Annotated in this window: 10 protein-coding genes; 5 read left to right on the top strand and 5 right to left on the bottom strand. The window is 56.6% G+C overall.

What is annotated here, in order from left to right:
• Positions 1-162: 162 nt before the first annotated feature.
• On the top strand, positions 163-375 hold the full coding sequence (rpmE, locus tag ACN9MQ_RS22200) for a 50S ribosomal protein L31 (protein ID WP_003862040.1): 213 nt from the start codon (positions 163-165) through the stop codon (positions 373-375).
• A 48-nt stretch (positions 376-423) separates the two neighbouring features.
• Here the strand turns inward: rpmE and metJ are convergent, their stop codons facing one another.
• The gene (gene metJ / locus ACN9MQ_RS22195) at positions 424-741 is read right to left on the bottom strand and encodes a met regulon transcriptional regulator MetJ (protein ID WP_007369220.1); all 318 of its coding nucleotides are present in this window, start codon (positions 739-741) and stop codon (positions 424-426) included.
• A 276-nt stretch (positions 742-1017) separates the two neighbouring features.
• Here metJ and metB point away from each other — a divergent pair, with 276 nt between their 5' ends.
• The 4 genes from metB to katG all read left to right on the top strand — a co-directional run bounded on the left by metB (position 1018) and on the right by katG (position 8120).
• Positions 1018-2178: a cystathionine gamma-synthase gene (gene metB, locus ACN9MQ_RS22190; protein ID WP_014172189.1), complete on the top strand. Its 1161-nt coding sequence runs from the start codon at positions 1018-1020 to the stop codon at positions 2176-2178.
• Between the two features lie 2 nt (positions 2179-2180).
• Positions 2181-4613: a bifunctional aspartate kinase/homoserine dehydrogenase II gene (locus ACN9MQ_RS22185; RefSeq protein WP_020883947.1), complete on the top strand. Its 2433-nt coding sequence runs from the start codon at positions 2181-2183 to the stop codon at positions 4611-4613.
• Between the two features lie 226 nt (positions 4614-4839).
• Positions 4840-5730: a methylenetetrahydrofolate reductase gene (gene metF, locus ACN9MQ_RS22180; protein ID WP_014172187.1), complete on the top strand. Its 891-nt coding sequence runs from the start codon at positions 4840-4842 to the stop codon at positions 5728-5730.
• Positions 5731-5939: 209 nt separating this feature from the next.
• Positions 5940-8120, top strand: coding sequence for a catalase/peroxidase HPI (gene katG / locus ACN9MQ_RS22175; RefSeq protein WP_025202761.1), 2181 nt, complete (start codon positions 5940-5942; stop codon positions 8118-8120).
• A gap of 49 nt (positions 8121-8169) precedes the next feature.
• Here the strand turns inward: katG and gldA are convergent, their stop codons facing one another.
• The 4 genes from gldA to ppc form a co-directional block, all read right to left on the bottom strand.
• A complete protein-coding gene (gene gldA, locus ACN9MQ_RS22170) occupies positions 8170-9273 on the bottom strand; it encodes a bifunctional L-1,2-propanediol dehydrogenase/glycerol dehydrogenase (RefSeq protein ID WP_163304487.1) in 1104 nt (367 codons plus the stop codon).
• 12 nt (positions 9274-9285) lie between these two features.
• Complete coding sequence (fsa, locus tag ACN9MQ_RS22165) at positions 9286-9948, bottom strand: fructose-6-phosphate aldolase (protein WP_086533020.1); 663 nt, start codon at positions 9946-9948, stop codon at positions 9286-9288.
• A gap of 128 nt (positions 9949-10076) precedes the next feature.
• On the bottom strand, positions 10077-10841 hold the full coding sequence (locus tag ACN9MQ_RS22160; protein ID WP_032679235.1) for a helix-turn-helix transcriptional regulator: 765 nt from the start codon (positions 10839-10841) through the stop codon (positions 10077-10079).
• A 63-nt stretch (positions 10842-10904) separates the two neighbouring features.
• Positions 10905-13556: a phosphoenolpyruvate carboxylase gene (gene ppc / locus ACN9MQ_RS22155; RefSeq protein ID WP_014172182.1), complete on the bottom strand. Its 2652-nt coding sequence runs from the start codon at positions 13554-13556 to the stop codon at positions 10905-10907.
• Positions 13557-13683 lie beyond the last annotated feature (127 nt).

Below are 13683 nucleotides of genomic sequence, written 5' to 3'. Positions count from 1 at the left end.
ACATTAGTGAAAGCGGCGTGCGGATCAGTTTGCATACGTTGGTCAAATTCTGTATGATTCGCCGCCTTTGGTGTACTTTACGCCAAAGAACTTACATTCAACATCGCGTGGTGTCTGGCGTTAGGGCTGGAAGAGCGACGCGGCCTTAACTGAGGTTCTCCCATGAAAAAAGATATTCACCCGAAATACGAAATGATTACTGCAAACTGTTCTTGCGGTAACTCTATCCAGATCCGCTCTACCGTGGGTCACGATCTGAACCTGGACGTGTGCGGCAAATGCCACCCGTTCTACACTGGTAAGCAGCGTGATGTTGCAACCGGTGGCCGTGTTGACCGCTTCAACAAGCGTTTCAGCATCCCGGGCGCTAAGTAAGTTTCCCGAAAAAAAGGCACCGCAAGGTGCCTTTTTTGTATCCGCTTCTCAGTATTCCCACGTATCCGGGTCGATACCCAGTTCACGCATGATCACCTTCGCCTCTTCCGGAATTTCATCACTACGCTCTTTGCGCAGATCTTCATCGTTTGGCAACGGTTGACCGGTAAACGCATGCAGAAACGCTTCGCACAGCAGTTCGCTGTTGGTCGCGTGGCGCAGGTTGTTCACCTGACGACGCGTACGTTCATCGGTGAGGATCTTCAACACCTTCAGAGGAATGGAAACCGTAATTTTCTTTACTTGCTCACTCTTCTTACCGTGCTCAGCGTATGGGCTGATATATTCGCCGCTCCATTCAGCCATGAGATACCTTTAATCCTCTCAGTCATTAATCTAAAGGTGCAAAACCCGTCATCGCCAGTTTTGACCGTAATCCAGCGTAGTTTACCGTAGAGACGATACCGTGGCACGGATATTGCCGCTGCAGCGTGCACTAAAGCATATAATTTTAACGGCTATTTGCGCATTGCTCAATCTATACGCAAAGAAGTTTAGATGTCCAGATGTATTGACGTCCATACTTTCAGTGTTTACTCTGGTGCCTGACTTTTCACCTCTTTTAGCCAGGAAGCCTTCACCATGACGCGTAAACAGGCCACCATCGCAGTGCGTAGCGGATTAAATGATGACGAGCAGTACGGCTGTGTTGTCCCGCCAATTCATCTTTCCAGTACTTACAATTTTACCGGTTTTAATGAACCCCGTGCGCATGACTACTCCCGTCGCGGCAACCCGACGCGTGACGTAACCCAGCGCACGCTGGCGGAGCTGGAAGGCGGTGCAGGCGCCGTGTTAACCAACACCGGGATGTCTGCGATTCACCTGGTGACGACGGTATTTCTGAAGCCGGGCGACCTGCTGGTGGCACCGCACGACTGTTACGGTGGTAGCTATCGTCTGTTTGACAGCCTCGCAAAACGCGGGTGCTACCGCGTGCTGTTTGTCGATCAAAACGACGAACAGGCGCTGAAACAGGCGCTGGCAGAGAAACCGAAGCTGGTGCTGGTGGAAAGTCCAAGCAATCCATTGTTGCGCGTCGTCGATATTGCGAAAATTTGTCAGCGCGCAAGGGATGCGGGAGCGATAAGTGTAGTGGATAATACCTTCCTCAGTCCGGCCCTTCAGAACCCGCTTGCGCTGGGTGCCGATCTGGTATTGCATTCATGCACAAAATATCTGAACGGTCATTCTGATGTGGTAGCGGGCGTGGTGATTGCAAAAGATCCCGACGTTGTCACCGAACTGGCATGGTGGGCCAATAACATTGGCGTCACTGCGAGCGCTTTCGACAGCTACCTGTTGTTGCGCGGTATCCGCACGCTGTCGCCGCGCATGGAAGTGGCGCAGCGCAATGCTCAGGCGATTGTCGATTTCCTGAAGACCCAGCCGCTGGTGAAAAAGCTCTATCACCCGTCGCTGCCGGAAAACCAGGGGCACGAGATTGCCGCGCGTCAACAAAAGGGATTTGGCGCGATGTTAAGTTTTGAACTGGACGGTGACGAGCAAACGCTGCGTCGCTTCCTGAGCGGGCTGTCATTGTTTACGCTGGCGGAATCATTAGGTGGGGTTGAAAGCTTGATCTCCCACGCCGCGACCATGACGCACGCAGGTATGGCACCAGAAGCACGTGCCGCCGCCGGTATTTCTGAGACGCTGCTGCGTATCTCGACCGGTATTGAAGATTCTGAAGATTTAATTGCCGATCTGGAAAATGGCTTCCGGGTCGCAGCCAAGGGGTAATCATGAGTGTGATAGCGCAGGCAGGGGCGAAGGGTCGTCAACTGCACAAGTTTGGTGGTAGTAGTCTTGCTGATGTGAAGTGTTACCTGCGTGTCGCAGGGATCATGACAGAGTATTCGCAGCCGGGGGACATGATGGTTGTCTCCGCGGCTGGCAGCACCACCAACCAGTTGATTAGCTGGCTCAAACTGAGTCAGACCGATCGCCTCTCTGCGCATCAGGTGCAACAGTCCTTACGTCGTTACCAGAGTGAGCTGATTGCCGGCTTACTGCCTGCGGACGTCGCGGACGGATTGATTAGCGCCTTTACGCATGACCTTGAGCGTCTGGCTGCCCTGCTGGACAGCGGTATTACCGACGCGGTGTATGCCGAGGTGGTCGGCCACGGTGAAGTGTGGTCTGCGCGCCTGATGGCGGCCGTGCTGCAACACCTGGGCGTGGATGCGGCCTGGCTTGACGCGCGTGACTTCCTGCGCGCCGAACGCGCCGCTCAGCCGCAGGTGGATGAAGGTTTGTCATATCCGCTGCTGCAACAGCTGCTGGTTCAGCATCCGGGCAAACGTATTGTGGTGACCGGCTTTATCAGCCGCAGCAGTGCCGGTGAAACCGTGCTGCTGGGACGTAACGGCTCTGACTACTCAGCGACGCAAATTGGTGCGCTGGCAGGCGTTTCCCGCGTCACCATCTGGAGCGACGTGGCCGGTGTCTACAGTGCTGACCCGCGTAAAGTGAAAGATGCCTGCCTGCTGCCGCTGCTGCGTCTGGACGAGGCCAGCGAGCTGGCACGCCTGGCGGCACCGGTTCTGCATGCGCGTACGCTACAGCCGGTTTCCGGGAGCGACATCGACCTGCAGCTGCGCTGTAGTTACACCCCGGATCAAGGCTCTACCCGTATCGAACGCGTCCTGGCGTCCGGTACGGGGGCGCGAATTGTGACCAGCCATGACGACATCTGCCTGATTGAGTTCCAGGTCCCGGCGGGCCAGGATTTCAAACTGGCACACAAAGACATCGACCTGATCCTCAAACGCGCCCAGGTGCGTCCGCTCGCCGTTGGCGTGCATAACGATCGCCAGCTGCTGCAGTTCTGCTACACCGCTGAAGTGGCGGACAGCGCCCTGAAAATTCTTGATGAAGCGGGCCTGCCGGGCGAGCTTCGCCTGCGTCAGGGTCTGGCGCTGGTGGCGATGGTGGGGGCGGGCGTTACCCGCAACCCGCTGCACTGCCACCGTTTCTGGCAGCAGCTGAAAGGCCAGCCGGTTGAATTCACCTGGCAGTCGGAAGAGGGCATCAGCCTGGTGGCCGTACTGCGTAAAGGACCCACCGAGAGTCTGATTCAGGGGCTGCATACCTCTCTGTTCCGTGCGGAGAAACGCATTGGACTGGTGCTGTTTGGCAAAGGAAACATCGGCTCACGCTGGCTGGAGCTGTTCGCTCGCGAGCAGGTGACCCTCTCAGCGCGTACCGGGTTTGAATTTATTCTCGCGGGCGTGGTGGACAGCCGCCGCAGCCTGTTGAACTACGAAGGGCTGGACGCCAGCCGGGCGCTGGCCTTCTTTAACGATGAAGCGGTTGAACAGGACGAAGAGTCGCTGTTCCTCTGGATGCGCGCGCACCCGTATGACGATCTGGTGGTACTGGACGTGACCGCCAGTGAACAGCTTGCCGATCAGTATCTTGATTTCGCCAGCCACGGTTTCCATGTTATTAGCGCCAATAAGCTGGCGGGGGCGAGCAGCACGGACAAGTACCGTCAAATCCACGACGCGTTTGAAAAGACAGGCCGTCACTGGCTGTATAACGCCACGGTGGGCGCTGGCTTGCCGGTTAACCATACCGTGCGTGATTTGATTGAAAGCGGCGACAGCATTCTGGCGCTGAGTGGCATCTTCTCCGGCACGCTCTCCTGGCTGTTCCTGCAGTTTGATGGCACCGTACCGTTCACTGACCTGGTGGATCAGGCATGGCAGCAGGGCTTAACGGAGCCTGACCCACGCGTTGACCTCTCCGGTAAAGACGTTATGCGTAAGCTGGTGATCCTGGCGCGTGAAGCCGGTTATGACATCGAACCTGATGCCGTCCGCGTTGAGTCGCTGGTGCCTGCTGGCTGTGAGGACGACTCTGTCGACCATTTCTTCGAGAACGGCGAAGAGCTGAACGAGCAGATGGTGCAACGTCTGGAAGCGGCAAACGAGATGGGCCTGGTGCTGCGCTACGTGGCGCGTTTCGAAGCGAACGGAAAAGCACGTGTGGGTGTCGAGGCGGTTCGTCCTGAACATCCGCTGGCGGCACTGCTGCCGTGCGATAATGTTTTCGCCATTGAAAGCCGCTGGTACCGTGATAACCCACTGGTGATCCGTGGCCCGGGTGCGGGGCGCGATGTGACCGCCGGGGCCATCCAGTCCGACATCAACCGTCTGGCTAAACTGCTGTAATCTTTCTTGTTCCCTCTCCCGGTGGGAGAGGGACAGAGTGAGGGCATCAGACCGCACTCACCCGCCATCATGAACTCCCTTCATCTTCCCTGAGCATTCCTCACCATTCCTGGCGATTATTTCTGTTGACGTCCCTCCGCTTTTCCGTCATTTTTACATCTGGACGTCTAAACGTATAGAAGTTCGAAACACAACACACAATGACACGCGATTGATGAGGTAAGGTATGAGCTTTTTTCACGCCAACCAGCGGGAAGCCCTGAATCAGAGCCTGGCCGAAGTAAATGGTCAGATTAACGTCTCTTTTGAATTTTTCCCGCCGCGCACCAGTGAAATGGAGCAAACCCTCTGGAGCTCTATCGATCGCCTGAGCAGCCTGAAACCGAAGTTTGTCTCCGTCACCTACGGTGCCAACTCCGGTGAGCGTGACCGTACGCACAGCATCATTAAAGGCATTAAGGACCGTACGGGTCTGGAAGCGGCTCCGCACCTGACCTGTATCGACGCGACGCGCGATGAGCTGCGTGCCATTGCCCAGGACTACTGGAACAACGGTATTCGCCATATCGTCGCCCTGCGCGGTGACCTGCCGCCGGGGAGCGGTAAACCGGACATGTACGCCACCGATCTGGTCGCGCTGCTGAAAGAGGTCGCAGACTTCGACATTTCCGTTGCTGCTTATCCTGAAGTTCACCCGGAAGCGAAAAGCGCCCAGGCGGATCTGCTTAACCTGAAGCGTAAAGTGGACGCCGGTGCGAACCGCGCCATTACCCAGTTCTTCTTTGATGTGGAAAGCTACCTGCGCTTTCGTGACCGCTGTGTGTCCGCGGGCATAGACGTCGAAATTATCCCGGGAATTTTGCCGGTCTCTAACTTCAAACAGGCGAAGAAATTTGCCGATATGACCAATGTGCGCATTCCGCACTGGATGTCTAAAATGTACGAAGGGCTGGACGATGATCCGGAAACACGCAAGCTGGTGGGCGCAAACATCGCGATGGACATGGTGAAGATCTTGAGTCGTGAAGGAGTGAAGGATTTCCACTTCTATACGCTCAACCGCGCGGAAATGAGTTACGCCATTTGCCATACGCTGGGTGTTCGGCCTGGCGCATAATAAATAGAAGCCCTCTTCGGAGGATTTTTTGATTTATAAGGGTTTTATTTCCCCGCCATATCAGCAATGCTGCCTTTGACGTACAGAACGCACATACTTTCAATGGGAAATTAAACGGAATTAACTATCGAATCTGTGGGTTATCTCAACTATACCTTATCAACAAGGGCGTATATCGTAACGGTAACACTGTAAAAGGGAGCATAGCGATGAGCACGTCAGACGACAGCAATAATGCGGCATCAATCGGCAAGTGCCCGTTCCATCAGGGCAGCGTCGATCACAGCGCGGGGGCAGGCACAGGCAGCCGCGACTGGTGGCCAAAACAACTCCGCGTCGATCTTCTTAATCAACATTCCAACCGTTCTAACCCTCTGGGTGAAGACTTTGACTACCGCAAAGAATTCAGCAAACTTGATTACTCAGCGCTCAAGGGCGATCTCAAAGCACTTCTGACCGACTCTCAGCCGTGGTGGCCAGCCGACTGGGGCAGCTATGCCGGCCTGTTTATCCGTATGGCCTGGCACGGCGCAGGTACCTATCGCTCCGTTGACGGTCGCGGTGGTGCAGGGCGCGGTCAACAGCGCTTTGCCCCCCTGAACTCCTGGCCAGATAACGTAAGTCTGGATAAAGCGCGCCGTCTCCTGTGGCCTATCAAGCAAAAATACGGTCAAAAAATTTCCTGGGCTGACCTCTTCATCCTTGCCGGTAACGTGGCGCTGGAGAACTCTGGTTTCCGTACCTTTGGTTTTGGGGCCGGGCGTGAAGATGTCTGGGAACCGGATATGGACGTGAACTGGGGGGATGAAAAAGCCTGGCTCACCCACCGTGACCCGGAAGCACTGGCGAAGCGCCCACTGGCAGCCACCGAAATGGGGCTGATTTACGTTAACCCGGAAGGGCCAAACGCCAGCGGTGAACCACTGTCAGCGGCCGCGGCGATCCGTGCCACCTTTGGCAACATGGGGATGAACGACGAAGAGACCGTTGCGTTGATTGCTGGCGGTCATACCCTCGGTAAAACCCACGGTGCAGGTGAAGCGACCCATGTCGGTGCCGACCCGGAAGCCGCGCCAATTGAAGCGCAGGGTCTGGGCTGGACCAGTACGCACGGTACCGGCGTTGGCGCAGATGCGATCACCTCCGGGCTGGAAGTCATCTGGTCACAAACGCCGACCCAGTGGAGTAACTACTTCTTCGAGAACCTGTTCAAATACGAGTGGGTGCAGACCCGCAGCCCGGCGGGTGCGATTCAGTTCGAAGCCGTGGATGCACCAGACATTATGCCTGATCCGTTCGACCCGTCGAAAAAGCGCAAACCGACGATGCTGGTCACCGATCTGACGCTGCGTTTTGACCCCGAGTTCGAGAAAATCTCCCGCCGCTTCCTGAACGATCCGCAGGCCTTTAACGAAGCCTTTGCCCGCGCGTGGTTCAAGCTGACCCACCGTGATATGGGGCCAAAAGCGCGTTACATTGGTCCGGAAGTGCCGAAAGAAGATCTCATCTGGCAGGATCCACTGCCGCAGGCGGTGTTCAACCCGACTAAAGAGGACATCGAGAGTCTGAAAGCGGAAATCATTGCCTCGGGTCTGTCCGTGAGCGACCTGGTTTCCGTTGCCTGGGCGTCTGCATCGACCTTCCGCGGTGGCGATAAGCGTGGCGGCGCCAACGGTGCGCGTCTGGCACTGGCACCCCAGCGCGACTGGGAAGTTAACGCCGCAGCGGTTCGCGCGTTACCCGCCCTGGAAGCTATTCAGCGTACCACCAACAAAGCGTCACTGGCCGATATCATCGTGCTGGCAGGTGTGGTGGGTGTTGAACAGGCGGCGAAAGAGGCCGGCGTTTACGTCAATGTACCGTTCACGCCGGGCCGCGTTGATGCGCGCCAGGATCAGACGGATATCGAGATGTTTAACCTGCTCGAACCGATTGCCGATGGCTTCCGTAACTACCGTGCACAGGTTGATGCCTCCACTACCGAGTCTCTGTTGATTGATAAGGCCCAGCAGCTGACGCTCACTGCACCAGAACTGACGGTGCTGATTGGCGGTCTGCGCGTACTGGGGGCGAACTTCGATGGCAGTCAGAACGGCGTGTTCACCCATCGTGAAGGCGTGCTGAGCAACGATTTCTTCGTGAACCTGCTGGACATGAATACCCAGTGGAAAGCGACCGATGAATCAAACGAGCTGTTTGCCGGCAGCGATCGCGCCAGCGGTGAAGTGAAATACACCGCCACGCGTGCCGATCTGGTATTCGGTTCGAACGCCGTGCTGCGCGCGCTGGCCGAGGTTTACGCCAGCAGCGACGCCCATGAGAAATTCGTCCGCGACTTTGTTGCCGCTTGGGCGAAGGTGATGGATTTGGATCGGTTTGATCTGCAGTAAATACAATCCCCGCTTCGGCGGGGATTTTTTTACCATCCGGCAATACCGGTTACGCCCACTCCCGCAGGAACCGTTGCCCGTACTGATCGGCCACCAGCAGCGCCGCGTAAACCTGATCCGGTGACACCCCGCCTGGCATGTTGTGAATGGTTTCACCCTCTGCGCAGGCTGCCTCGGCAATCAGCCGCATTTTGACCGGAATATCCTCTTTAATGTTCAGTTGTGCCAGCGTGATGGGCAAACCTACGCTGTGACACAGCGCCGCGACGGTTTCAATTTCCTCTACCGGGGCATTTTCCAGCACCAGTTGCGTCAGCGTCCCAAACGCCACTTTTTCACCGTGATAGAACGAATGTGCCTCCGGCACGGCGGTCATTCCATTGTGAATGGCGTGCGCGGCCGCCAGTCCACCGCTTTCAAATCCAACGCCGCTCAGATAGGTATTGGCTTCAATGATGCGCTCCAGCGCCGGTGTGACCACGTGCTGCCCGGCCGCGAGCATCGCTTTCTCACCCTCTTCAATTAACGTGTTGTAGCACAGCTCGGCGAGGGCTAGCGCAGCCTGGGTACATTTTCCGCCCGCCATGGTGATCGCGCCGCTACGGGAACAGGCGCGCGCTTCAAACCAGGTGGCAAGGGCATCGCCTATCCCGGCGGCCAGCAGACGCGGCGGAGCGCCAGCCACCACCCGGGTGTCGACAATCACCATGTTCGGGTTATGCGGCAGCATCAGGTAGCGATCGAATTCACCGCTGTCGGTATAAATGACAGAAAGGGCGCTGCACGGGGCGTCGGTGGAGGCGATAGTCGGAGCGATGGCAACGGGCACGTCCATAAAATGCGCCAGCGCTTTGGCGGTATCCAGCGTTTTCCCGCCGCCGATACCGAGCACCGCCATACAGTCGGCGCCGTCGGCCCGTTTTTTCAGGCGATCGATTTCGTTTTGCGAACATTCGCCACCGAAGGGCGCGATTTCAGCATGAATTTCCGCTTTTTTGAAACTCTCAAGCAAGGTCTCTTGTGCAAAACCCAGCACAAACTTATCGCCCACAACCAACCAGCGTGTTGCCAGTGGTTTCAGATAGTCGCCGAGACGGGTGAGAACATCAGCGCCCTGGATATATTTCCCCGGCGATTGAATGATACGGTCCATAACAGATCTCCCTTAGAGATTGAGGTTACCAAACGCGTTTTTCCAGTCGTGCTCAAACTTCTCTATGGCTGACTCTACCGCTGGGGTGCCGAGCATTTGTTGCGCTACATCTAAAGGAAGCGTGATTGCTTCACATCCGGCGAGCAGGCAGTCCAGCGCCTGACGTGGTGTTTTGAAGCTGGCGGCCAGCACGTTGCTTTCGGGCGCGTGGCGTTCGAGCAGGGATTGCAGCTCCTGTACCATACGAATGCCGTCCCCGCCCTGAGCGTCGACGCGATTAACATACGGTGCGACATATTTCGCTCCCGCCAGCGCGGCCAGTAAACCCTGGGCGGCGCTGTAAACGGCCGTGCCTAACGTGGTTATGCCCTCTTTTTTCAGCATTTTTATCGCTATAAGGCCCTGTGCGGTCACCGGGATTTTCACCACGATGCCAGGAATGGCGTTACTCAGGCGTTTGGCTTCTGCCACCATCCCTTCGGCTTCACGGCTCATGGTCTGGGCAAACAGCGTACCCTGTGGCCCGATGGCGTTTTGCAGACGCGGCAGTACGTTCCAGAGGGTTTCGCCGCTGGCGGCTACAATGCTCGGGTTGGTGGTGACGCCGGCAATCGGAAAAATGCGCGCCAGGCGCTCAACCTCTGCCACGTTGGCGGTATCCAGATACAGTTCCATTATTTTTCCTTAAGTCAGAAAGGTTAACCTAAGGATAAGGTGGGGCTGCTGGCCGGGGATACAGGTCAATTTTGCCAAATACTGGACAAATGTAATGTGCTTAGTGAAGTGAGAGGGCGATCACAATGCTAGTTTTTGGCAGTCAGCTGGCTGTGATACTGGCGGCGGTACTCGGAAGGGGAGCGTTCGGTATGTTTACGAAAGAGGCGGCAGAAGTAGTTGCTGTCTGTAAAGCCGCAGCGGGCGGCAATGTCTTTGATTTTTAGGTCATAACCCTTGAGCAACTGGCGCGCGTGTTCCAGACGCGTTTGGGTCAGGTATTCATTGAACCCCACGTTCCCGGTCTTCTGAAACAGATGTGAAAGGTAGTTGGGTGAAATATAAAACGCCCGTGCCACGGAATCGCGGGTCAGCGGTGAGGCGTGATGTTCATCGAGATAGCGCCGGATGGCTTCAAACAAAGCACGACTGCGGCTGTCAGTATGAATGTCGCTGCCAAGAAGATCGCGACAGTGGCTGAGCATACTCAGTACCACTAGTCTGGCCGTTTCCTGTTCATCAGGCTGCATCTGCAGTTCGGCCAGCGTTTGCAGGAGAAACGCTCCGGTTCGGGGGCCGCGCCGGGCAACCTGCTGGTGCTGTATAAGCACGTTATCCCGATAAAGACGAAGCGACAGCTGCTGTTTACCGAAGCTGATGCTGAGCGCGTGTCCGGTATGAAGTAACCCCTCTGCAGAGTAAGAAAACCACGCTTCGCAGGCATTATCGAGGTTAATGACCAGGCAAGGCGATGTGCGGGAGTGTGGGTCGGGCGGGGTGAAAAACCGTACGTCACGTAGCGCTACGGTGCCATTAATGAGGTCGGTCAGAAGGGGGCTGATGTCGTGGTGCATGGCGTGAATACCGGATATCGGCCGGCAGCGTTAGCGCTGCCGGGCCTGTATGAAGCCAATGGATTAGCCTGTGTTACGCATACCTGCCGCAACGCCTGCAATCGTCACCATCAACGCCTGTTCGACGCGTGGATCCGGCTCTTTACCTTCTTCTTCCGCCAGACGTGAACGGTGCAGCAGCTCCGCCTGCAGGACGTTCAGGGGGTCGGTGTAGATGTTACGCAGCTGGATGGACTCGGCAATCCACGGCAGATCCGCCATCAGGTGCGAGTCGTTAGCTATGTCCAGCACCACTTTGATGTCGTCTTCCAGCAGTTCGCGCAGCTCTTTACCCAGCGTCCACAGCTCAGGCTTCACCAGACGCTGATCGTAGTATTCCGCCAGCCACAGGTCTGCTTTCGAGAAGACCATCTCCAGCATACCCAGACGGGTGGAGAAGAATGGCCAGTCGCGGCACATGGTTTCCAGTTCGTTCTGTTTGCCATCTTCCACCACTTTCTGCAGCGCCGCACCTGCGCCCAGCCAGGCGGGCAGCATCAGACGGTTCTGGGTCCAGGCGAAGATCCACGGGATGGCACGCAGAGACTCTACGCCACCGGTCGGGCGGCGCTTAGCCGGACGTGAACCCAGCGGCAGTTTACCCAGCTCCTGCTCAGGGGTAGCTGAACGGAAGTAAGGCACAAAATCTTTGTTTTCACGCACGTAGCCGCGGTACAGATCGCAGGAGATATCTGATAGCTCGTCCATGATATGGCACCAGGACTCTTTCGGCTCTGGCGGTGGCAGCAGGTTCGCTTCCAGAATTGCACTGGTGTAGAGCGACAGGCTGCTGATGGTCACTTCCGGCAGGCCGTACTTAAAGCGGATCATTTCACCCTGTTCGGTCACGCGCAGGCCGCCTTTCAGGCTTCCCGGCGGTTGTGACAGCAGTGCCGCATGCGCTGGCGCGCCACCACGGCCAATCGAGCCGCCGCGTCCGTGGAACAGCGTCAGTTCGATGCCCGCTTTTTCACAGGTTTTGATCAACGCATCCTGTGCCTGATACTGCGCCCAGGATGCCGCCATGACGCCCGCGTCTTTTGCGGAGTCGGAATAGCCAATCATCACCATCTGTTTGCCCTGAATAAAGCCGCGGTACCAGTCGATATTCAGCAGCTGCGTCATGACGTCGTTAGCGTTGTTCAGGTCATCAAGGGTTTCAAACAGCGGTGCAACCGGAAGGGCATAGTCGATACCGGCTTCTTTGAGCAGAAGGTGAACGCCCAGCACGTCAGACGGCGTTTTCGCCATGGAGATCACATAGGCAGCCACCGATCCTTTTGGCGCATCAACGATCGCTTTACAGGTGTTGAGCACCTCGCGGGTTTCGTTGCTTGGCTCCCAGTTACGTGGCAGCAGGGGGCGCTTGGAGTTCAGTTCGCGGATCAGGAAGGCTTGTTTGTCCGCTTCAGACCAGCTTTCATAGTCGCCGATGCCGAGATAGCGGGTCAGTTCGCCCAGCGCTTCGGTATGACGGGTGCTTTCCTGACGGACGTCAATACGCACCAGCGGCACGCCGAAACACTTCACGCGGCGCAGGGTGTCGAGCAGTTCGCCATTCGCGATGATGCCCATTCCGCAGGCCTGCAGTGATTTATAGCAGGCATACAGCGGCTCCCAGAGCTGCTCGTTCTGGCTCAGCAGGCCTTCCGGCTTTGGCAGGCGCTGGCCTTTCAGACGCGCTTCCAGCCAGGCCTGCGTCGCCATCAGTTGGCCACGCAGTTTTTTCATCAGGAAACGATACGGCTCGCTGGCACCTTCTTCGCCGGCCAGCGCGCGCAGTTCAGGCGTGGCCTCTACCATCGACAGCTCGGAGATCAATACCTGAATATCTTTCAGGAACAGGTCGGTTGCTTTCCAGCGGCTCAACAGGAGCACGTGGCGGGTAATTTCCGCGGTGACGTTCGGGTTGCCGTCACGGTCGCCGCCCATCCAGGAGGTGAAGCGCACCGGCACAAAATCGACCGGCAGGCGGTAATCCAGATTCGCTTCCAGCTGCTCGTTCAGCTCACGCAGGTAGTTCGGCACCCCTTCCCACAGGCTATTTTCCACCACCGCAAAGCCCCATTTGGCTTCGTCGACCGGGCTTGGACGATGCTTACGAATTTCATCGGTGTGCCAGGACTGGGCAATCAGCTGGCGCAGACGGCGCATCAGCTGGTTGCGCTCGTAGTCAGCAATGTCTTTGTTATCCAGCTGCTTGAGGCAGTTGTTCACTTCCACCATTTTGTGGATCAGGGTGCGGCGAGTGATTTCGGTTGGGTGAGCGGTCAGAACCAGCTCCAGCGAAAGGGACTCCACCGCTTTTTTGATGATGTCTTCGTTGAGGTCTGGCTGGTCTTTCAGTTTACGAAGCGTACGGGCAATGACTTCCGGGTTGCTGGCAGCTTCGCCATTCGGCGAAATGCTGTGGTATTGCTCAGCGGTGTTTGCCAGGTTCAGAAACTGGCTGAAGGCGCGGGCAACGGGCAGCAGCTCATCGTTAGAAAGGTTCTGCAAGGTGGTGAGCAGCTCCTGACGACTGGCCTCGTTACCTGCACGGGAAGATTTTGACAGCTTGCGGATGGTTTCAACGCGGTCGAGGATGTTTTCCCCCAACGCATCTTTGATGGTATCTCCAAGCACTTTGCCGAGCATACTGACATTACTACGCAACGCGGAATATTGTTCGTTCATAAAAACCCAGTCACCCCATCATTTTTGTTTATGCCCAATCGAAAATCTTTTGGACAATATTTTGTCATCTCCCTTTATAAAGCCACGTAAAACCCCCGTCGTCAATTGCTGCGAAAACGGTTCAGCA

Origin of the sequence: Enterobacter sp. R-25, from assembly GCF_049913205.1 — a bacterium.
In the GTDB taxonomy this organism is placed as follows: Bacteria; Pseudomonadota; Gammaproteobacteria; order Enterobacterales; family Enterobacteriaceae; genus Enterobacter; species Enterobacter ludwigii.
Note: the sequence above shows the minus strand (reverse complement) of the source record. Positions and strands in the feature narration are given on the sequence as shown.

Excerpts from the sequence above, each read along its gene's own strand:
- rpmE (WP_003862040.1), top strand. The coding sequence starts at position 163 with ATGAAAAAAGATATTCACCCGAAATACGAAATGATTACTGCAAACTGT.
- katG (WP_025202761.1), top strand. The coding sequence starts at position 5,940 with ATGAGCACGTCAGACGACAGCAATAATGCGGCATCAATCGGCAAGTGC.
- metJ (WP_007369220.1), bottom strand. The coding sequence starts at position 741 with ATGGCTGAATGGAGCGGCGAATATATCAGCCCATACGCTGAGCACGGT.
- ACN9MQ_RS22160 (WP_032679235.1), bottom strand. The coding sequence starts at position 10,841 with ATGCACCACGACATCAGCCCCCTTCTGACCGACCTCATTAATGGCACC.
- metB (WP_014172189.1), top strand. The coding sequence starts at position 1,018 with ATGACGCGTAAACAGGCCACCATCGCAGTGCGTAGCGGATTAAATGAT.
- fsa (WP_086533020.1), bottom strand. The coding sequence starts at position 9,948 with ATGGAACTGTATCTGGATACCGCCAACGTGGCAGAGGTTGAGCGCCTG.
- gldA (WP_163304487.1), bottom strand. The coding sequence starts at position 9,273 with ATGGACCGTATCATTCAATCGCCGGGGAAATATATCCAGGGCGCTGAT.
- ppc (WP_014172182.1), bottom strand. The coding sequence starts at position 13,556 with ATGAACGAACAATATTCCGCGTTGCGTAGTAATGTCAGTATGCTCGGC.
- metF (WP_014172187.1), top strand. The coding sequence starts at position 4,840 with ATGAGCTTTTTTCACGCCAACCAGCGGGAAGCCCTGAATCAGAGCCTG.
- ACN9MQ_RS22185 (WP_020883947.1), top strand. The coding sequence starts at position 2,181 with ATGAGTGTGATAGCGCAGGCAGGGGCGAAGGGTCGTCAACTGCACAAG.